Source organism: Microbulbifer hainanensis (assembly GCF_014904735.1).
In the GTDB taxonomy this organism is placed as follows: Bacteria; Pseudomonadota; Gammaproteobacteria; order Pseudomonadales; family Cellvibrionaceae; genus Microbulbifer; species Microbulbifer hainanensis.
Genome location: NZ_JACZCR010000033.1, coordinates 36,546 through 57,132, shown reverse-complemented (window position 1 = coordinate 57,132; position 20,587 = coordinate 36,546). Strand labels below are relative to the sequence as shown.

Genomic DNA, 20,587 nt, shown 5'->3' with positions numbered 1-20,587 from the left:
CACTGGCCGCCCCCTATCAAGAGGAACCCACCGATTTACAGGCATAAAAAAAGCCAGCGCGAAGCTGGCTTTTTTGTGGGTAAACCCGGAACAGTTACTTGCCTTCGAAGGGCACCAGGGAGACCTGGATGTTCGGGCTCACTTCCTTCGCCGCGTCGGCGATCTGAACGTAGGTGTCGGCACTGGACTTATTGTCCGCCCGCACTATCACGATCGCCTGAGGGTTCTCCGCATACAGCTGCGCGATACGCGCGCGCACTGCGCGGGTGTCGATACGGCTGGGACCCATGTAGATCTCGTCACTGGCAGTGACGGTCAGCAGAATGTTCTGCTTGTCCTGCGGGGGCGGATTAGTCTGGGTCTCATTCGGATCAGGCACATTGACGTCCAGCGCCTTCTCTTTAACAAAGGACGCCGTCACAATGAAGAAGATGAGCATAATGAACACAACGTCCAGCATGGGCGTCAGGTCAATATCGGCTTTTTCCTCTTCTACGGCCTTACCGCGTCGTCTACTCATAAAACACCGTACAGTTAGCTAATGCGAATGGCGCCGGATTGACCGGTCTAATCAGGTGGGCAAGATTGCCGCGAAATTGTCAGGTTTGCAAGTGGAACCTGCACACCCAAAAAAATACACTTTAAAATCAACAAGTTACAAGTATCGCCCAACCGGAAAGAATCGAAATTGCGCGAATTTTAACCTACCTGGCGGACAGATATCCTTGATAGTCTGGTACCTCGCGGTCGAAACTCGCATCCATCAGCGCCGACTGCACCATCATATCCGCGCTGCTGCCGTTACAGGCTACCGGGATATTCCAGACCGCGGCAATCCGCAGTAGCGCCTTGACGTCTGGGTCATGGGGCATGGGTTCAAACGGATCCCAGAAGAAAATCAACAGATCAATCTCCCCCTGGCAGATTTTTGCCCCCAGCTGCTGATCCCCTCCCATGGGGCCACTGAAGAGCTTTTCGATTTCCAGGCCGGTGGCCTCCTCGATACGGGTGCCAGTCGTGCCAGTACCGAGCAACTGATGCCGCTGTAACAATTCCCGGTGGCGACCGCACCACTCAATCAGCGCCGCCTTGCGGTTGTCGTGTGCTACCAGGGCCACTCGCTTGGTGGCGGGCAGGGGTTGTACGATAAATTCCATCCGGTCCTCAGCTTTCTGTCTTTTAGCGATTGCCCGCGGCTCCGCGCGCCTGCGTCATTCTAACCACTTATCCCGATAAATCATTGCCCCTCCCGCCCGGGGGAAATTCCAGAGGGCTCGGCAGGGCCGTGGCTCGACCGCTATAATGCCCGGCGAAGTTTACCTGCAAGGAATTAACACAATGAGTGTCGGAGCCTGGGAACCCAAAGCAGCGGCCAACGCAGACACCGCCCCCGCCGAGATCAGTCGCGATTTGCTTAAGCGCTATATTGAAGCGGTGCAATCCGATACTCCCCTGAGTGAACGCCTCGAGTCAGGGGACCTGGAAGCCTCTCACCTGATCCGCCTGCCGGCGCAGCGCTGGCTCGAAGAAAGCGCACAGTGGGACGACGCGCAGCTATGGGACCTGATCCGCTTTTTTACCCTCGCGGAGCAGCAACTGCCCGGCTGGGATGCGGGCGCCGAGTCCGCGGTTATTCCACTGGCAAAAGCCCTGCGCCGGCGACAGGCGCCACTCAACCGCGATCAACTACTGTGGATTAGAGAGCACTCCGATAACCGCTACCTGCCCTACGGCCCTCTTTAATCATCTCCGCACGCAGCGTTTTTTAGCCCTTTATAACCTCCCCCGCTCCTCGATCAGTTTTCGGGGAGCTCTTCATCGTCCAGTCGGAACAACTGGCCGCGCAACAGCTCCGCGCCGCCCGGCACCCGGTAATTGCCCGGCAGATGCCGCCACACAACATATCCTTCTCGATCGAGCAGCCAGGCACTCGGACGGCAGGCCGCCGCCTTGCCGCCCAGGAGAATCTCCCATAGCGGCGCTCCGGCCGCAGCCACAAAAGGACGGTTGCTGTTGGCCCTGGGATCCAGTGTCAACTGCTGTGCATCCACGTCACTGATCCACTGCCGCTGCCAACCCGTCCTCTCATCCGCATCAATCAATACCAATTGCACTGACCGGCGATCGAGTTCTCTGACGAGTCCAGACAGTTCCACCAACAGATGGCGGCTGTCGGCGCAGTGGCGGCCGCGCAGGAATATCAATAGCGACCCCGCGCGCGCAGCTTTGCCACCCTCAGCTGTATTGCCGGCCGACCACACGTCCCCACTGCGAACCTTCAATTGGGGAAAAGTATTGTCGGTATCCGGTAGCTTCGGATGCGCAATCGAGCTCAGGTGGAACAGATACACCAGCAGAACAAAAAGATTGTAAATCGCCAGATATATGGCCGCGCCGCGATCGGTATCTGTTAACAGGACAATGGCGAGGCCAATCAGTACGGTCGTAAATGCCGGTGTCTCACGCAAATCTCCCGAAAACTTCCCCGGCCATAAATATCTCAGCAACATCCATATCGGCAGCGCCCAGGCATTTATCAGCAATCCGCACCAGGTGGCATCGCCGGTAAAAAACCAACGTTGAATCGCCAGGAAACCGCATCCCCACAGCCAAAAAAATGCGGCAAAGGTAAAAAAGCACTTAAATTTATTCATTACAGGGTAAAAATGCCCTAAAACACTTGCATTCAAGTATATAAATAAGCTGCAATTAGCGCGATGATTTTTGGGGCATCTCTATCAATTGTTTTGACCCGCATTTTCCGGCTGATTGTTATTCCCGTTTCTCTGAAAAATTGCCCTAAACGGCAACTATTGCAGTTAAGAACCTGAATAACCTGAATATCGACACCGGCGTGACTTGCGACAACAAAGCCATTGATAGAGGTGCCTCGCTCCATCTACAACAATACTGAAAGACAGGGATATTTTATGGCTGCACGTAAAAAGAAAGCGAAAGCGAAAGCGGTGGCACTCAGCCCCGTAGCCAAGCTGCAAGCAGAGCTGAATGCACTGAAATCCAAGTTGGAGACAGCACGCGCCAACCAGGAAAAAGACGCGGGCAAGACCGCTGACAAGCTCGCCAAGGACGCGACCAAAGCCGACAGCAAAGCCAAATCTGCTGCCGCCAAGGTCAAAACCATCCGCGCCAAGAAGAAAACCGCTGCTCAGCAGAAGCAGCTGAAAGCGGCCCAGGCTGCGGCCAAAACCGCGAAAACTGCCGCTGCCAGCGCCAAAGCAGCTGCCAAAGATGCCAAAAATCAGCTCGCAGCCATCAAGGCTGAAAACAAGCTCGCCTCCACCGTCGCCAAGGCCGTAGCCAAGGAAGAGGCTGCAATCGCCAAGAAGCTGGCAGCAGAAGCCAAGAAACAAGCGGCTGTAGAAGCCAAGAAAGCTGCCGCGGCGGCGAAGAAGAAAGCCGCTGCTGACAAGAAGAAGGCTGCCGCCGCCGCCAAGAAGAAAGCCGCCGCAGATAAGAAAAAAGCTGCTGCTGCCAAGAAGAAAGCCGCTGCCAAGGCCAAGAAGGCTACCGCCAAAGCCAAAGCTGCTGCAAAGAAAAAGCCGGGTCGCCCGAAGAAAGCAGCAACCAAAAAGGCTCCTGCCAAGAAGACTGCAGCTAAGAAGTCTGCGGCCAAGAAATCTCCGGGCCGCCCGAAGAAAGCCGCTACCGCTACCGCCAAGAAGTCTGCCGGTCGCCCGAAAAAGGCTGCCGCCAAGAAGACTACTGGCCGTCGCGGCCGTCCGCCAAAGGCCAAGTAAGGCTCAGCGAACGACAAAGGCGAATTTCGCCCCAGACAAACCCCGGCAATCGCCGGGGTTTGTTTTTTCCGTCACACATCCCCACGATTGAAACGCAGCTCTTTGATGCCGTGATCCCGCCCAAGCTCAAGGACACAATCGGCGCGGCCGGGCATTTCCCGCAGCAGATTGCGGGTGATCCGCTCGTAGTGCTGCACGAAACGCTCAACCTCCTGATCCGTCATACCCCCGCCACTGCGTAAACGCAGTTTATGCTCCTGCAGGCGACGCCATTCCAGCACACAGTCCATATCGGGGACTTTCAGCATCAACAACACGTCCAGCTGCGCGAACAGCTGCCGATAGGGCCCCTTCAACTGGACGTTCACGTAATCGCGCCATATCCCCTCTTTATCTTCTTCGCTTTCCAGCGCGTTGATCGGCGCCGCGGCATCTTCCCAGGGTTCAGCGCCGACACACCATCCTTCAAACAGCAGGATATCCGTCTCGCCGTGCCAGTGGGGCCACGCGGAGCGCGGCGCGCGGTCATCGAGAGATTTATCAAAACGGGGAATCGGTATATCGCTGCCCGCCCTCCCCGCGCATAGCGCCCCGATGGTCTTGAGCCCCAGGGAGACATCGTGGGTTCCTGGCACGCCGCGGGTGGCCAGCAGCGGATGCACGCGTTCGGCCAGCTCCTGGCGCTCTGCGCGGGTAAGGTAAATATCGTCCAGTGAGAAGCCGGTAGCGCGCAGTCCCATCTCAGCCCACACTACCTGTAAGAACTCTGTGAGTGTTGACTTTCCCGAGCCCTGTCCGCCGCAAATCCCTACGACCAGCGTCTGATCCACGTGTCGCTGCTGCGCCAGCCATACCGCCAGCGGCAAATAGTAGGCGTCGATCACGCGATGAAAGGATTGAGGCAACTGACGCTCCTCAATGAACTGCCCGATAATCTCCGGCAACTGAGGGCGCAATAGCTCGACATCACGGTCCACTATCTCAGGCCAAACAGCCGCCCTGCTCTCAATCCTTTGTCCGCTGTTCAAATCCGTTCCTCCGCCGATAAATTGTCCGAATATCCATCGGACCCCAAGCGCCGCCACAGTCCCCTACAAAAAACAGCATACCTCTAGTGCCTGAGAGCGTCAGCAGATAAGACCAGTGGTTCGAACGCCTGAATGCAATTGTGAGGACTAGTTGCTGGAGACCCCTGCTTACCTGGTTGGGTCGAGGCGGGCCTTACTCCGAAAGGAAGCACACATCATGCCAGGGGCCACACCGGGAGTCGGGCTTTAGCGGTCTGAAGTCGAGGTGGTCTCGCAGCGCTCATTTAAGCTGGCGCGCTGCAATTGCGGGAAGTGGATACGCACTTACCCGAGCGCCGCGCGGGGCGCCCGGAGAGAGGGAAGTGTCAGGACAGCATGGACTCGAGGAAATCGGACATATCGGATTCCTCGTCGATCAATTGACCACTGCCAAATTCAGCATTCCAGTCGAGGAGAATGCGCGCCAGGGCGCGGGCCTGGTCTGCCAGTGCCACCAGCTCGTCGCGACAATTTTTCGGACCGGTATAGAGTTTCAGCTTGCGGTGACTGTCGGCCAACTGGTGTCCCGGATACTTGGAGCGATAAACCTCCAGCTTCCAGCGCAGGGAGTGCACCATATTGCGGTAGAACACCAGCTTGGTGGGCAGATGCAGCAGGGAAAAATCATCCAGGTCACCGAACAGGGTGCAATCCACCCCGAGCACCTGGGTATCACGGCTGCCGGGTGCGGCCGCGATAGTCGCGCTACGCGGCTCCGCCAACAGCATCGACAGATCGCCGAACACCTCACCGGGGCGAATAACGGCAAGCGGCCGGTCAGCCACAGCGGCATCGTCCGCTGCCGAAGGGTCCATCAGTACGTGCAGTTCACCGCGCAGTAGAAAATACACCCACTGGTCCACATCACCCGCGTTCAACAAACGTTCACCCGCTTGCAGGCTGACCAGTCGTGAACGCTTCAGCAGGACATCGTATTGCCATTCGCTGCTGGCACGAATATCGCGAAATAAATGAATGACATTCAGAAGGCGATCTACGGCCTCGCGCGGATAATCGCTGAGTGGTTTTATATCCATCCAATAAAGACTTTTTAGTAAAACAATAAGCTCCGGGCGGAACCGCTGCCGAAGCCCTGACTATTTCAGAGACAGAAAATAACAGAGTTATTTGAGCACCACCCCGGTGCATTCTATCGATTAGAGGATTTCTGTCTTCCCTTCAATGGTTCATTTTCAGAAAAACGAGACATTCTACCCGTTTCGGACTTGAACTCCATTGCAGTTACAGTAGAGTTAGGCGGAGTTCAGATTAAATTAGGCCTCAGCGCCAAGCAGGAAGTACAAAATTTAATCTGGCCGGCGCGCCTCGGGGGAGGGGGTGCCAAAATGCTTATCCGCCGGATCAATCCCGTCCGGAAATACAGACACCGAACAACAATGAAACCGATAAAATTTGTCATCGCCCTGATGGTGTTTGCGACGGCATTGTCCGCCCAAGCCTCACCACTGCTGAACGGACTCGCTCTGGAGCAGCAATTCAACAAGGACCGCTATATCGCCGCGGTCTATTCCGAAACCCTCGCCAACAGCACGGAAGTGGTGCTGGACAATAACACACCGCGCAGCCTGGAAGTACGAATCGTTGCCGACAGCATGTCCGCACGCCGATTCCGCAACCAGTGGATGGAAGGAATCGCCATCAATAATGGCGGCGACACTCTGACGAGCCAGGCGGATAACATGGTGACTTTCGCCAAGCTGTTCAACGGCCGTTTGAAGAAAGGTGATCACCTCACCGTCGCTTTCGCCGCGAACACCGGCGCGACCACCGTTGCCCTGAACGGCGTAACACTCGGCAAAATCGAAGATCGTAAATTCTTCAATACCCTGCTGCGCGCCTGGGTTGGTCCGGTTCCGCCTTCCTCGGAATTCCGCGGCGGCCTACTGGCTGCCGGCAATGTCGACTCATCCCTGCTCAGCCGCTATGAGCAGCTGAAACCAAGCGGTGACCGCATCGCGCAAGTTCGCGCGCAGGTCGAATCGCTGAATGCAGAGCAGGAAGACAAAACGGAAGTCGCCGCTGCCAAACCGGCGCCGGCCGCGACAAAGCCCAAGCCGACCAAGCCCAAACTGACCGCCGATATTCCGCCCCCCACGCTGGCTTCTATCGGCGACAAGCCCGCCTCTGCGATGAAGAAAGTCGAAGCGCCGAAGCCGAGCAAGCCCAAGCCGAGCAAAGCGGCACTGGCCCGCGAGATGGAGGAAGACGACGAGGACGAAGCTCCGCTGACAGCGGACCTGATCCTGGCCCGCCAGATCTACCATTCTTCACTGCTGCGCCACACCTTCCCGTACATCCGCTATCCGAAGCGCGCACAGGAGCGCGGCCAGGAAGGCAGCGTACGTCTGAAAGTGACCATCGACTCCAAAGGGGATGTTACAGACATTCAGACGCTGCAGGATTCACGCTACTCAAGCCTGAACCGTGCCGCCGTCGATGCCGTGAAGCGCGCCGGCCCCTACCCCGCCGCGCCGCCGCAACTGGCAAAAGGCAACTTCAACTTCACGATCCCGATCACCTTCCGCTTACCGGACTGAGTGACCAGCAAAGCCCCGCCATGCGGGGCTTTTTGCATTCTGACCGGGCAGTTTTTACATACTGACGCTTCACTAATGCCGGGTCACTTCTGCCGTTTACCGGACAGCACTAGCGCCTGAGCGCAGCCCGGTTGCCCCCCGCCGGCGATGCGGCGTAATATCCGACAGGATAAATAAGCCAAACTTTGTTCAACAAAGGCACGAAATGAATAAATTAATACTCTCTCTCGCCATTGCCGGCTTGGTTGCCGGTTGCTCCAAATCAGAGGCACCCGCCGATCAGGCCAGCACCCAGGCCCCCCAGGCGGCCGCCAGCGCCACTGCGACAAAGACCGCTCTGAGTTCCGGTATCGACCTCAAGGCCATGAATACTGAAGTGCGCCCGCAAGACGACTTCTTCGATTACGTCAATGGCGGCTGGCTGGCCAAGACCGAAATCCCCGCGGACAAGTCCCGCTGGGGTGTCTTCGACATGCTGCGCGATCAGAGCACCGAGCAGGTCAAGGAACTGATCGTCGAAGCCGGTAATCACGCCGAAGATCAGGCCTCGGCCAAAATTGGCGCCCTGTACAACAGCTTTATGGACGAGAAGCAGATCGAGACGACCGGTCTGAAAGCCATCCAGGGCGAGATGGACAAGATTGACGCGATCAAGACCCGCGATGACCTCACCGCTTATTTCGCCTATGCCGACAGCATGGGTTACGACGCACCGTTCGGTATTTTCATCAATCAGGACGTCAAGGATGTCGATTCCTACATCGCCTACTTCTGGCAGGCTGGCCTCGGCATGCCGGATCGCGATTACTACTTCGACGATTCCGAGAAAGGTAAAAAGCTGCAGCAGGCTTACCAGACCTACCTGACCAAGATCCAGCAGCTGGCTGGTCTCGATGGCGCCGAAGCGGGCACCCGGGAAATCTATGACCTGGAAAAGAGCCTGGCTGAACACCAGTGGACCCGCGTGGAAAACCGCGACGACGAAAAGACCTACAACAAGAAGTCTGTTGAGGAACTGGCCCAGATGATGCCCGCCATCAACTGGGACAAATACCTGCCGGCCGCACAGTTGGATAAAGTCAGTAGTGTCATTGTCAGCCAGCCCGATTACATGGAAGCTGCCGACAAGATCATCGCCGACACCGATCTGGCGACCTGGAAGCGCTACCTGAAAGTGAAAATGCTGACTTCCCTGGCGCCCTACATGAACAGTGACGTGGCCCAGGCCCGTTTCGATTTCTACGGCACCGCCATTCAGGGCGTAACCGAAATGGAACCCCGCTGGAAGCGCGGCGTACAGTTCGTGAATGGCGCCGTCGGCGAGCTGGTCGGCCAGCGCTATGTGGAGAAAAACTTCCCGCCGGAAGCCAAGGCCCGCATGCTGGAGCTGGTCAACAACCTGAAGGCCGCCTACCGCGAATCCATTGAAAGCATCAGCTGGATGAGCGACGAGACCAAGCAGAAGGCCCTGGACAAGCTGGCCAACTTCACCACCAAGATCGGCTATCCGGACAAATGGCGCGATTACAGCGACCTGACCGTGAGCGCAGACAGCTTGGTGGGCAATGTGCTGGCCGCGCGCACCTTCGACAACAACTTCGAACGCGCCAAACTGGGCAAACCGCTGGATCGCACCGAGTGGCACATGTACCCGCAGACGGTCAATGCCTACTACAACCCGCCAATGAACGAAATCGTTTTCCCGGCAGCCATCCTGCAGCCGCCGTTCTTCAACAAGGACGCGGATGACGCAGTTAACTACGGTGCCATCGGCGGCGTGATCGGCCACGAAATCGGCCATGGCTTTGACGACCAGGGCAGCAAGTACGACGGAAAAGGCTACCTGAACAACTGGTGGACCGATTCCGATCGCAAAAACTTCGAAGGCCTGACCGGCAAGCTGGTCGCGCAGTATGACGCTTTCGAGCCGCTCCCCGGCGAGCACGTTAACGGCAAGCTGACCCTGGGTGAGAACATCGGCGACCTGTCCGGCCTCGGCATTGCCTACAAGGCCTACCAGATGTCCCTGAACGGTAAGAAGTCACCGGAGATCGATGGCTTTACCGGCGACCAGCGCCTGTTCATGGGCTGGGCCCAGGTATGGCGCGGCAAGTCCCGTGACGAAGCGCTGAGCTCCCTGATCAAGACCAACCCGCACTCCCCGGGCCAGTACCGCGTACAGGGCGTACTGCCGAACATCTCCGCCTTCTACAAGGCGTTCGATGTGAAGCAAGACGACGATATGTACCTGCCGGAAGAGGAGCGCGTTGTGATCTGGTAATCAGGCCACAACCCTCTCAACGAAAAGCCCCGCTCCGCGGGGCTTTTTTTATGCCTGTGGATAAAACGGGCCTTTCACAGTGACCTGATGACCCGGCATGGATTGCCGGCGGCCAGCGAATTCGCGGGGATATCGCGGTTAACGACGCTGCCGGCGCCGATGACGCAGTTGTCCCCGATGGTGACGCCGGGCAATACCGAGACATTTCCACCGATCCACACATTGCTGCCGATACCAATCGGAGCACCGGACTCGGTGTGCAGCCGCTCCACCGGATCCAATGGATGGGTCGCCGCAGACAACACTACACCGGGACCAAACAGAACGTTGTCGCCGATATCGATGCGGCAGACATCAAGTATTGTCAGATTGTGATTGGCGTAAAAGTTTTCGCCGAGATGGATGTTGAAGCCGTAATCACAGAAGAAATTCGGTTCGATATGCGCATCGCCCGCGCAGTGCAACAGCTCCGACAGCATTGCCATTCGCTCCGCCGGATACGCGGGATCGGCTAGATTGAACCGGTGACAAAGCGACTTCGCACGCATACGCGCGCTCACCAGCTCCGGATCCCCGGCAAGATAGGCCTCTCCGGCCAGCATCTTATCCATTTCTGACGACGTGCTACTCACAAGCTCCCTCATACGGATCACAAGATTTCAATGGGCTGCAGTATCGCCGAGACGTTTCGCCCCATCCAGCCACAGCACTTCCTCCACCCTCCCACGCTCACGCACATAGCTGCAAACGGTCTAGCCTTGCCAATATGAGAACCTTCACGTGTATCTGCGGCAACACTCTGTTCTTCGACAATGTCAGCTGCCTGTCCTGCGGCACGCCGGTGGGCTGGTGTCCTCGCTGTCACGCCATCAGCGCCTGGATTGCGGAATCCGCGCGGCACTACCGCTGCGGCAATACCGGCTGCGGCATGCTGCTGGCCAAGTGCGACAACTACGCAATGGAAAACGTCTGTAACCGCGGGATCGAAGCAGACAGCGGGCAACACTACTGCGATAGCTGTGAATACAACGACACCATTCCCGACCTCTCGGTGCCCGGTAACTGGCAGAAGTGGGCGCGCCTGGAGGCCGCCAAGCGCCGACTGATCTACGCACTAGACCTGCTGCAGTTACCGCGGCCCAGCCGCACCCATCCCGGTGATGGCGGGCTGCCACTCTCGTTCGACTTCAAGGCGGACGTGCTTCCGGAAGAGGGGCTCTGGCGCACCACCACCGAGGAGGGCGAACGGGTGTTTACCGGTCATGCCTGCGGCAAGATCACGATCAACATTCGCGAGGCCGATCAGCTGGAACGGGAGAAAATACGCCTGGAACTGGACGAGGCCCACCGCACCCTGATCGGCCACTTCCGCCACGAAATCGGCCACTACTACTGGGAGCTCCTGGTCCGCGACCGGTGCGAAGACAGCGTTATCGCCGTCTTCGGCGATCACAACAACCCCGGCTATCAGCAAGCCATGGAGCGCCACTACCGCGAGGGGCCACCCGGCGACTGGCAGCAACATTACGTCAGTGCCTACGCCAGCATGCATCCGTGGGAAGACTTCGCCGAAACCTTTGCCACCTACCTGGATATGATCAGCGCACTGGATACCGCCAGCCATATGGGACTGGTTCCAGCCATCGATGTCTGCGGCTCTCCACTCGACCCCATGATCGAGTGTTACCGCAGCCTCGGTATTGCCATGAATGAGATGAACCGGGCCATGGGCCTGATCGACTATGTGCCGGAAGTGTTTATTCCGCCGGTGGTGGGCAAGATCGGCTATATCCACGCACTGCTGCACGGCAATCCGCCGGAGTCCTAATAACCCGCTCCGAATTGCGACCAAGGCACCACAACCAGTCAAACAACGACCTGTTGCATCCTCTCACCGAGTGCCGGCGCAAATAGGAACCGATTTCGCGTACTATTAGTGCAAAGACCGAGGGGGGAACCTGCCCATGGCCCACAAGAACCAGTTCCAGCTGCTGGCCAACCGCCGCTTTCTACCGTTTTTTCTGACCCAGTTCCTCGGCGCATTCAACGACAACGTGTTCAAGAATGCGCTGATTGTGATGATTGCCTTCCGCCTCGCCGCGAACGAGGCCAACGCGCTGATCAATATGGCCGCCGGCCTGTTTATCCTGCCCTTCTTCCTGTTTTCCGCCACCGCCGGCCAGCTGGCGGACAAATATGACAAGAGCCGCCTGATCCGCCTGATCAAGCTCGCGGAAATCGGTATCGGGGTCTTCGCCGTCGCGGCGCTGGTCAGTGGCAACAACGCCCTGTGCCTCGCGGTGCTGTTCCTGCTCGGGGTGCAATCGGCCTTTTTCGGCCCGGTCAAATACGCCATCCTGCCCCAGCACCTGAAAAAATCCGAGCTGGTGGGCGGCAACGCCCTGGTGGAGATGGGCACTTTCGTCGCCATTCTCGGCGGCACCATCGTCGGCGGCCTGCTGGCGGCCAAGACCGGAGCCGGCGAGCACGGCATTGCCTACCTGGGCATTGTGATCATGAGCGCGGCCCTCTGCGGATACCTCGCCTGCCGCGCCATCCCGCGGGCGCCGGCCGCGGCGCCGGAACTGCGCATCAACTTCAATCCGGCGACGCAAACGATTCAGGTATTGCGCGAAGCGGCGAAAACACCCTCAGTCTTCTACGCGATTATCGGCATTTCCTGGTTCTGGCTGCTGGGCGCCGCCTACCTGACGCAGATCCCCAGTTTCACCAGGAATGTGCTCGGCGGTAGCGAGTCGCTAGTCACGCTGTTGCTGTGCACTTTTACCATCGGAATCGCCCTGGGCTCCCTGCTCTGCGAACGCCTGTCCGGTGGCCGTATCGAGCTGGGTCTGGTTCCCCTCGGCGCGGCGGGCCTGACACTGGCCGGCCTCGCGCTCGCCGCTGCAGGCAGCAACTTTACACCGCCCGCGACAACGGACCTCGCGGCCTTCTGGGCCAGCGACGGTGCGCTCTCCATTCTCGGCTACCTGACCCTGATCGGCATCTTCGGCGGCTTTTACATAGTGCCCCTCTACGCGATGATGCAGGAGCGTTCCGCTGCTGCCATCCGCGCGCGGATCATTTCCGTCAACAATGTACTGAATGCGTTGTTTATGGTGGTGTCGGCGCTGCTCGGCATCCTGTTCCTGAATATCCTGCAGGCGTCGATTCCGCAGTTCTTTATGGTGATCGCGTTGATGAACGCGGCGGTGGCGGTCTTCGTTTTCGCCAAGGTCCCGGAATTCGCCATGCGGCTGCTGATCTGGCTGCTGTCCCACACCATGTACCGGGTCAAACACGAGGGACTGGAGCAGATTCCCGCCGAGGGGCCGGCCATCATCGCCTGCAACCACGTCAGCTATGTGGACGCGCTGCTACTGGCGGGCGCGGTGCGCCGGCCGATCCGCTTCATCATGTACAAGCCGATTTATGAAATCCCGGTGCTGCATTTTATTTTCCGCACCGGCCGCGCCATTCCTATCTGTTCTCGCCAGAAAGACCCGGAAGGCTACGAGCGCGCCTTCGAGGAGATCGAACAGGGACTCAAGGATGGTGACCTGCTGTGTATCTTCCCCGAGGGACAGCTCACCCAAACCGGCGAGCTACAACCCTTCAGGGCCGGAATCGAAAAGATCCTGAACCGCACGCCGGTGCCGGTGATCCCCATGGCCCTGCGCGGACTCTGGGGCAGTTTCTTCAGCCACAAAGATGGCCACGCCTTTACCACCTGGCCGAAACGCTTCTGGTCCCGCGTTGGTGTCGTAGCCGGCAAACCGCTAGATGCAACCGCCGCCAGGGCGGAAACGCTGCAGGAACAGGTACTCGGACTGCGCGGCGAACAGCGCTAAAGCTCCGGCAAGCCTGGGTTAATTCTCGGGCTGCTTTTCCTGCGCCTTTTGATTCTTTTCCTCAGCTGACAGGAAGCTGGCACAGACGTTTTCTTTAATTCTCTTCGGCGACGGCGCCAGTTTATTTAGCCAATGCGGTGCAATGACGTCAGGTCTCTGCCAGAGACCTCCGGTACTGGCTACAGAGCGCTTAATCACGATTTAAGATTGGAGAAATACTGCAATACGAAGTGCCGGGTTTTTATGGTGCTCTTTACCGACTCTAAATACGCTGTGTTGGATATCTACGTGGGAAGTATGTCGATCCGGGATAGCTGTCCACAGGGTGTGACAGAGAACCTGACCGGAAGAAACTGCTCCAGAAGCCACATCACCGTCTGCGCATGCTGGCTGACTTTGCGCACTAATAATCGCGAGTTTCCCTCAGCCAGCGCGGCGTAGAGAAGTAGCTGGTCGCAGGCGTGAATATCGACAGCGGCACCGGCCTCCAGTTCGGCGCGGAGTGCGTGTCCAGCATCTTCCCCCAAGCGCTCGGCGGGCACACCCCGCTCAGCCACGGTCGCCGCCCCCAGCAGGCTGTGCTCGGTCTCTGCCACCAGCACAATAGCACCGCCACAGCCGAAGGCCTCGGCATCGGCTAATACTTTCTCTTCGATCCGGAGCGGCCCCAGCCCAGCCAAGGATCCGCGGGCAGATTTCGCCATGCGCTCGGGAATATGCGGCGGCAGGTGTGCGACATGACACAGGCCCGTGATTTGCTGCACGGCACCAGGCGCTTCGGCCATCAGTGGCCGCAGCGTCTTACAGGGTTCCATCCGTAGCTTCACCCTGCCCCCGCCTCTCGGGTAGTAACCGTGGCGGACGGATTCGACTTGCACGCGAACGCCCATACGCGCCAGCCAGGGCAGAAAGACCATAAGGAGGTAGTCGACCGGCGGCGCCATGCGCACGTCGGTACCTCCGGTGATATTCAGACGTACGGTAGCGTCGGCTCTTATTGCCACAGGCATGAGCGCCTGCAGAACCAGCACGATACTCCCCGCCGTACCGACATCGAACTGGTATTCGCCGCCGCGAATGTACCCCGGCCTGTAGCGGATCTCCGTGGCACCGAGCTCGGCGCCTTCGAGCGCGCCGCCTCCGACCGTAGCGACCGCCCGCAACGCTGTCAGGTGCTGGGCCATCAGCCCGGGCCTGGCACGCCGGGCGCGGATATTCACCAGGTGGAGCGGGCGGCCGCTGATTGCAGACAGGGCCACCGCATAGCGGCTGAGCTGCCCCCCACCTTCACCGAAACTTCCGTCGATGACGAGCCAGCTCACCCCAGCATCTCGCTGAGTTCCAGCGCATTGCGCACGGCATAGGCAGATTCGTCATTGTCGAAGTAGACATAAGCCCTGCCCACCTGCTGTTCCCGCAGCCACGTGGCCCAGTCCTCGAGTGTCGCGACATCATAGTATCCGCGGTAAGTATTGACTGGACCGTGCAGGCGCAGGTAGAGGAAATCCGCAGTGGTTATCCGTGGGCTGGTAAAGCCGCCCAGGTCGTAGATGCAAAAGGCGGCGTTGAAGTCCGACAACATCGCTAGGATTTCCTCACGGTGCCAGCTCTGGTCGCGCAGCTCGAATACGACCTGCAACCCTTTAGGCAGAACCCGCAGGAAAGCCTCGAGTCTATCGGGGTTGGCATGCCAGCGCGGCGGCAGCTGGAACAGGAGTGGTCCCAGCTTGCTCCCCAGGCCCCGGATGGCCTGCAGCAGCGGCGGCAGTGTCTCCTGCGGCTGCTTCAGGTTTTTCATATGGGTGATGTAGCGGCTCGCCTTGACCGCAAACACAAAGTCGTCAGGGGTAGCGTCGCGCCAGGTGGCAAAGTTTTCGCGCGTGGGAAGCCGGTAGAAGCTGCGGTTGATTTCCAGGCTCTGCAGGCGCCCGGCATAGGAGGTGAGCCATTCGGGTTCGGCCAGGTCCTGGGGATAGAAGCGGCCCCGCCAGTGCGGATACACCCAGCCGGATGTGCCTATATAAAACTGCATTCGATCGGCCCTCCCGGAAGAGAAAACCACCCCGTAACCGGTTTTACAGGGCGCGCGTGGCGCACCCAGGAAGGGATCTCAATATCCGAGTTCAGTTACCCATGACGCCCTTCTCGATCCGGTCGCCGATGTCCTTGTCCACATTGCGCCAGTAGTCGAAGGCGCGCTTGAGAATCTCGTCGGAAACCCCGGCCTTCAGGTGCCCAACGACGTTGGACACCAGCCGCTCCCGCGCTGCATCATCCATGACTTCGCGCACCAGCGTACCCGCCTGGACGAAGTCGTCGTCCTCTTTGTGCGGTGTATAGGCGGCGTGCATGAACTCCCCGCTGGCCTCCCATTTTTCCAGATAAGTATGATTGGCTGCCGGACCACCCTTGGAATTCGGTGCGTACACCGGGTCGGAGACATTTTCCACGCGCAGGGCACCATCCTTGCTGTAGCTGTGCACCGGGCACTTGGGGCGGTTCACCGGGATCTGCTTGTAATTCACACCCATGCGCGCGCGATGCGCATCCGCATAGGAGAAGACCCGCGCCTGCAACATCTTGTCCGGGCTGAAGCCTACCCCGGGCACTACATTGTTTGGTTCGAATGCGGCCTGTTCGATTTCTGTGTGGAAATCGGTCGGGTTGCGGTTCAACGTCAACCGCCCCACTTCCTGCAGCGGATAGTCCCCGTGGGGCCAAACCTTGGTCAGGTCGAACGGGTTGAACCGATAACTCTTCGCCTCCTCGAACGGCATGATCTGCACATTCAGCGTCCAGCTGGGATAGTCGCCTTTGGCGATGGCGTCAAACAGGTCGCGGCGATGCACATCTGAATCCTCCCCCGCCAGCCGGTCTGCCTCTTCCTGGGTCAGGAAGTCGTTACCCTGATCGGTCTTGAAGTGGTACTTGATCCAGAAGCGCTCGCCCTTGGCGTTGGCCCACATATAGGTGTGGCTGGAGTAGCCATTCATATGACGGTAAGTTTTCGGGATACCGCGATCCCCCATCAGCCAGGTGACCTGATGGGCGGATTCCGGAGACAGCGTCCAGAAATCCCACTGCATGTCGTGATCGCGCAGGCCAGAGTCGGCCCGCCGTTTCTGCGAGCGGATGAAGTGCTGGAACTTCATCGGATCGCGAATAAAGAATACCGGCGTATTGTTCCCCACCATGTCGTAGTTGCCTTCGCTGGTGTAGAACTTCAGCGCAAAGCCACGCGGATCGCGCCAGGTATCCGGGCTGCCGCGCTCACCGGCTACCGTGGAGAAGCGTATCAGCGTATCGGTCTTGGTACCCGGCTGGAATACTGCCGCCCTGGTATAGGCGCTCACGTCCTGAGTCACCTCGAAATAGCCAAATGCCCCCGAGCCTTTTGCGTGGGGCTGGCGCTCTGGAATCCGCTCCCGATTGAAGTTGGCCATCTGTTCGATCAGGTAGTGATCCTGCAGCAGAATGGGGCCTTCCGCCCCGACCGTCAGGGAGAATTCGTCACTGGCGACAGGAATACCCGCATCGGTAGTCGTGCGGTTTTGATCGTCTTTACTCACAGCACTTCATCCTTGTAGTTTGGCTTAGAAACCATCCCGAAGATCGGGAGTGAGACGCAGGATAAGATAGTGCAGGATCGCAATGCGCGGAGGGCACGCAGCGCCAGGAAGGCAGAAATTTCCGCAGTTGTGTAGACGGGTGCGCCGGCTCCGCGCGGCCACTAGCGCCTAACGGTAATCCAAACTCAGGGCCGAGCCTTCCGTTTCAAGATCCCTATTGACCGATACACTCGCCAGGTCGATGAGCCCCGGGTTCGGGACGAATGCCAGCGGGTCGCCCATAACACCAGAATTGAAAGGCGCAGGCGTTGCTCTGCCGCCCAGAAAATAACTCAGTGTCCCCCAAAACAGAGGATCAACTGACCGAACAATATGCGATTAGTATTCATCTACAGATCCCGAGAAATACCATACCGGTTATGATTTTGACCGCTCCTCTTTCAGCTTTTAATAACCCCGCATCTCGAGAAGCAGAAAAATTCCGTAACCTCGCCGGGATCCACAAGTGGACTGGCTTCAGGGTTATCCCACTCTTTCCACTCGAACGGTTGATGCATTCTCGCTTGACTGGCCAATTTACTGCCACGCTGGGAGTCTGCTGCGTGATCTCTTTACCAGGCATCATGCTTTTTGCCTCTACCTTTCGCCAAGAGTTCGATCGAGAGACATCCCTTAGTGCGCCCGGTAAGGTCCAACCTTTTGTTGCCAAGATCCAGTTCAGAGCCGTCCTCCCCAAACTCAGCTACCTTGCGCACCTCGAAGTATTCCTTTACCCACCGTGCTGCCGATGCGCAACTTGCGTGTATACTATTGGCTTCAGTTCAAGAGCAGAGATTATGGAAAGCAACTGGGACGACAAACGCAAATCACTGATAACACGCTTGCGTCGGGTCGAAGGCCAATTGCGCGGTATTCAGCGCATGATGGAGGAGGAGCAGGACTGCGAGCGCGTTGCCCAGCAGCTCTCCGCCGCGCGCAGAGCCCTGGACAAAACTTTCTACGAAACCATGGCCTGCGCCATGCGCCAGGAATTAAGCCAGGCGCAGAACAATCGTAAGCAGAGTTCGGAAGAACTGGAAAGCCAGATCAAACACTTCACTGACCTCATCAGCAAATACGCCTGAAGGGATAACGGGCCAGCCTTACACCAGCCCCAGATTGTCTTTCAAACCCACAATACGCGGTTGTTTAGGTTCAACAAGAGGTACTGTCTTCTTGCTGCTCAGCCAGTTGCCAACCACATCCCATATCGGCTCACCTTCAACCCCCTCGGCTACCGGCGCCCAGCCCGCAACTTTGTAGGTTTTACTGGCTTCAAGGGGTTTGCCATTGAGACTCATGTCCGAGATCCGGTTGCCGCTGTCTGCATTTGGATTAATGGTGTAATCCAAACCGCCGACACGCACCATATCCCCCCCCTGCTGATAGTAGGGATCAGGGTTGAACAGATTATCGGCAACATCCTCAAGGATGAACTTGATGCGCTCACCGGTAAACTCGTTAAGAGTGGTCTGTGGATAAGTGATCGCAACCTGATTCATCAAGTCCTCAACCGTAATCTTATCCCCCGGTAATAGCGAGGTGCCCCAGCGGAATCCGGGCGAGAACGCGATTTCAGCGTCCTTGCTTTCCATCAGCGCATCGACGATGAGCTGGTCAAAGCTGCCATTGAAGTTACCCCGTCGATACAGGAGCCCCTCGGTAGTGGCCAGAGTGGTATTGAGCTTGTCCAGATAGGGCGCCCGCAAGCGATCAATCAGTGCAGCCATCTCGGGGTCTGCGGGTAACAGGTCAGCAAAAACGGGGAGCAAGCGGTAATGCCACTGCTTGATCTTGCCCGCCTGCACATCAAAATCCAGCACGCCGAGAAACTTGCCGTTGCTCCCCGCGTTGGTCACCAGGGTTTGGCCACCACCGCTATTTTTGACCCGTATCGCCTGCGGAATGGCGTCGTGGGTATGGCCGCCCATAATCGCGTCCAAGCCACTGAGCCTGGAGGCCAGTTTAATATCGACATCTGCGCCATTGTGAGAAAGCAGCACCACAACTTGCGCACCTTGTTTGCGCACTTTATCGATGGTTTGCTGCAGCTCGCGCTCCTGGATACCGAACGTCCATCCCGGGGTAAAGTGACTCGGATTGGCAATCGGGGTATAGGGAAAAGCCTGGCCGATAATTGCCACCGGTACACCGTTCATTTCACGCATGGTGTGGCTTGCGAATATCGCGTCGCCAAAGTCAAAGTCTTTGACGTTCTGGGCCAGAAACTCTATGTGGCCATCAAGATCATTCTCAATAATCTCCATGACCCTGTCGGCCCCGAGGGTGAACTCCCAATGGCCGGTCATAATGTCGATACCCAGTGCTTTACTGGCATCGACCATATCCTGCCCTTTAGTCCACAGGGACGTCGCCGAGCCCTGCCAGAGATCGCCCCCGTCGAGTAACAGCGAGCCCGGCCGCGAAGCGCGAATCTGCTTCACCAGGGTTGCCAGATGGGCAAAGCCGCCGACTCGCCCATACTCAGCCGCCGCCATATTGAAATCGAGATAGGTCAGGGCATGGGCAATCCGCGAGTTCAAAGGTAGGCCGTAAGCTCTCAGGAGGGCCTCACCCACAAGATGCGGTGGCTGATTTCGCGCCGCGTGGACACCAATATTGATCGAAGGCTCGCGGTAATAAACTGGCATCAGTTGGGCGTGAGCGTCGGTCATATGCATAAAATGCACATTACCAAAGCGCGGCACATCGTAGAGGTCGCCTGCAGTAGCAGCAACCGACTTTCGGCTATAGGCACCCAGCAGCGGCAGTGACATCCCCGCCATCATACCTAGGCCCAGCATCTGGGCAAATTCGCGTCGATTCATTACAGACTCACTTGCGGTTTACGGGAGAGTTGGGATCGAAAAGATACGCCATCACATCACGGATTTGCTGCTCGTCGAGAATACCGGCATCACCGAAACGCGGCATATGTGAACAGACCCGATAACCTTGAGGGTTCCAGATCTTGGCCCAGGTATATTTCAGCATCGCCTCTGAACGACCACGCATACCATAATTACGTAGCGAGGGGCCGACCGTTCCATAAGCGACTTCGCCAGGGCTCATCTGGTGACAGGCGTAGCAGTTGCCACCATTGGGCTTATTCGGATCATCGCTCCACTGCATCCCCTTACCATTGCTGGCAATGGCTTCGCCCCGCTGCCAATCGCCGAGAAACTTCCCATCAGCGGGATAAACAACAGAATTCGTCGCAGCTTGCCGCAACTGTTCACGCTCAGTATCTGAGGCCACATTGTCACTGGCATTACTGCATGCTTTTTCCAGTGCAGTCTGATTTAGGCGGTCGAGGCCTGCCTGGTTTTTAGCCACCATCGAGTCACGCCATACGGCTTTCACGGTTTTGGCATCTGGCTTTAATCCAGACTCACCATAAGCACTCGCCAGCGCAGTGACCGCAACGGCAGCAAGCAGGATTTTGGTTTTCAACATCACTACGA

General features: G+C 57.9%; 19 protein-coding genes. 7 read left to right on the top strand and 12 right to left on the bottom strand.

Annotated elements, in window-relative coordinates:
* Positions 1-94 precede the first annotated feature (94 nt).
* Together IG168_RS13535 and IG168_RS13530 are read right to left on the bottom strand one after the other, a co-directional pair.
* Positions 95-520: an ExbD/TolR family protein gene (locus tag IG168_RS13535; protein ID WP_193164940.1), complete on the bottom strand. Its 426-nt coding sequence runs from the start codon at positions 518-520 to the stop codon at positions 95-97.
* 184 nt (positions 521-704) lie between these two features.
* The gene (locus IG168_RS13530; RefSeq protein ID WP_193164939.1) at positions 705-1,157 is read right to left on the bottom strand and encodes a methylglyoxal synthase; all 453 of its coding nucleotides are present in this window, start codon (positions 1,155-1,157) and stop codon (positions 705-707) included.
* 181 nt (positions 1,158-1,338) lie between these two features.
* Here IG168_RS13530 and IG168_RS13525 point away from each other — a divergent pair, with 181 nt between their 5' ends.
* Positions 1,339-1,743: a hypothetical protein gene (locus IG168_RS13525; protein ID WP_193164938.1), complete on the top strand. Its 405-nt coding sequence runs from the start codon at positions 1,339-1,341 to the stop codon at positions 1,741-1,743.
* Between the two features lie 53 nt (positions 1,744-1,796).
* Here IG168_RS13525 and IG168_RS13520 read toward each other — a convergent pair whose 3' ends face one another.
* On the bottom strand, positions 1,797-2,690 hold the full coding sequence (locus IG168_RS13520) for a hypothetical protein (protein WP_193164937.1): 894 nt from the start codon (positions 2,688-2,690) through the stop codon (positions 1,797-1,799).
* A complete protein-coding gene (locus IG168_RS13515; RefSeq protein ID WP_193164936.1) occupies positions 2,687-2,899 on the bottom strand; it encodes a hypothetical protein in 213 nt (70 codons plus the stop codon). The genes IG168_RS13520 and IG168_RS13515 overlap by 4 nt, the downstream gene beginning before the upstream one ends.
* A gap of 31 nt (positions 2,900-2,930) precedes the next feature.
* On the opposite strand from IG168_RS13515, the gene IG168_RS13510 reads away from it, so the two are divergent.
* Entirely contained in the window at positions 2,931-3,758 is an 828-nt protein-coding gene (locus IG168_RS13510; RefSeq protein WP_193164935.1) for a hypothetical protein, read from the top strand.
* A gap of 71 nt (positions 3,759-3,829) precedes the next feature.
* Here the strand turns inward: IG168_RS13510 and IG168_RS13505 are convergent, their stop codons facing one another.
* A complete protein-coding gene (locus tag IG168_RS13505) occupies positions 3,830-4,735 on the bottom strand; it encodes a phosphoribulokinase (RefSeq protein WP_226876972.1) in 906 nt (301 codons plus the stop codon).
* A 416-nt stretch (positions 4,736-5,151) separates the two neighbouring features.
* Positions 5,152-5,862, bottom strand: a complete 711-nt coding sequence (locus IG168_RS13500; protein WP_193164934.1) for a Crp/Fnr family transcriptional regulator — start codon at positions 5,860-5,862, stop codon at positions 5,152-5,154.
* Positions 5,863-6,222: 360 nt separating this feature from the next.
* Here IG168_RS13500 and IG168_RS13495 point away from each other — a divergent pair, with 360 nt between their 5' ends.
* Positions 6,223-7,383 carry a TonB family protein gene (locus tag IG168_RS13495; protein WP_193164933.1) on the top strand — a complete coding sequence of 387 codons (1,161 nt, stop codon included), beginning with the start codon at positions 6,223-6,225 and terminating at the stop codon, positions 7,381-7,383.
* 205 nt (positions 7,384-7,588) lie between these two features.
* Positions 7,589-9,664 carry a M13 family metallopeptidase gene (locus IG168_RS13490; protein ID WP_193164932.1) on the top strand — a complete coding sequence of 692 codons (2,076 nt, stop codon included), beginning with the start codon at positions 7,589-7,591 and terminating at the stop codon, positions 9,662-9,664.
* 74 nt (positions 9,665-9,738) lie between these two features.
* Here the strand turns inward: IG168_RS13490 and IG168_RS13485 are convergent, their stop codons facing one another.
* The gene (locus IG168_RS13485) at positions 9,739-10,275 is read right to left on the bottom strand and encodes a sugar O-acetyltransferase (RefSeq protein WP_226876971.1); all 537 of its coding nucleotides are present in this window, start codon (positions 10,273-10,275) and stop codon (positions 9,739-9,741) included.
* A gap of 155 nt (positions 10,276-10,430) precedes the next feature.
* Between IG168_RS13485 and IG168_RS13480 the strand changes: the two genes are divergently transcribed.
* On the top strand, positions 10,431-11,492 hold the full coding sequence (locus IG168_RS13480) for a zinc-binding metallopeptidase family protein (protein WP_193164930.1): 1,062 nt from the start codon (positions 10,431-10,433) through the stop codon (positions 11,490-11,492).
* A 136-nt stretch (positions 11,493-11,628) separates the two neighbouring features.
* Positions 11,629-13,515, top strand: a complete 1,887-nt coding sequence (locus tag IG168_RS13475; RefSeq protein WP_193164929.1) for an MFS transporter — start codon at positions 11,629-11,631, stop codon at positions 13,513-13,515.
* A gap of 284 nt (positions 13,516-13,799) precedes the next feature.
* Here the strand turns inward: IG168_RS13475 and rtcA are convergent, their stop codons facing one another.
* From rtcA to IG168_RS13460, 3 genes are all read right to left on the bottom strand, one after another.
* Complete coding sequence (gene rtcA / locus IG168_RS13470) at positions 13,800-14,837, bottom strand: RNA 3'-terminal phosphate cyclase (RefSeq protein WP_193164928.1); 1,038 nt, start codon at positions 14,835-14,837, stop codon at positions 13,800-13,802.
* Entirely contained in the window at positions 14,834-15,547 is a 714-nt protein-coding gene (locus tag IG168_RS13465; protein WP_193164927.1) for a DUF72 domain-containing protein, read from the bottom strand. The genes rtcA and IG168_RS13465 overlap by 4 nt, the downstream gene beginning before the upstream one ends.
* 91 nt (positions 15,548-15,638) lie before the next feature.
* Entirely contained in the window at positions 15,639-17,084 is a 1,446-nt protein-coding gene (locus IG168_RS13460) for a catalase (protein ID WP_193164926.1), read from the bottom strand.
* Between the two features lie 335 nt (positions 17,085-17,419).
* Here IG168_RS13460 and IG168_RS20925 point away from each other — a divergent pair, with 335 nt between their 5' ends.
* Positions 17,420-18,208 carry a metal-sensitive transcriptional regulator gene (locus tag IG168_RS20925; RefSeq protein WP_319024712.1) on the top strand — a complete coding sequence of 263 codons (789 nt, stop codon included), beginning with the start codon at positions 17,420-17,422 and terminating at the stop codon, positions 18,206-18,208.
* A gap of 18 nt (positions 18,209-18,226) precedes the next feature.
* On the opposite strand, the gene soxB is transcribed toward IG168_RS20925, so the two are convergent.
* Together soxB and soxX are read right to left on the bottom strand one after the other, a co-directional pair.
* A complete protein-coding gene (gene soxB / locus IG168_RS13450) occupies positions 18,227-19,951 on the bottom strand; it encodes a thiosulfohydrolase SoxB (protein ID WP_193164925.1) in 1,725 nt (574 codons plus the stop codon).
* Positions 19,952-19,958: 7 nt separating this feature from the next.
* Complete coding sequence (gene soxX, locus IG168_RS13445; protein WP_193164924.1) at positions 19,959-20,579, bottom strand: sulfur oxidation c-type cytochrome SoxX; 621 nt, start codon at positions 20,577-20,579, stop codon at positions 19,959-19,961.
* Positions 20,580-20,587: the final 8 nt, after the last annotated feature.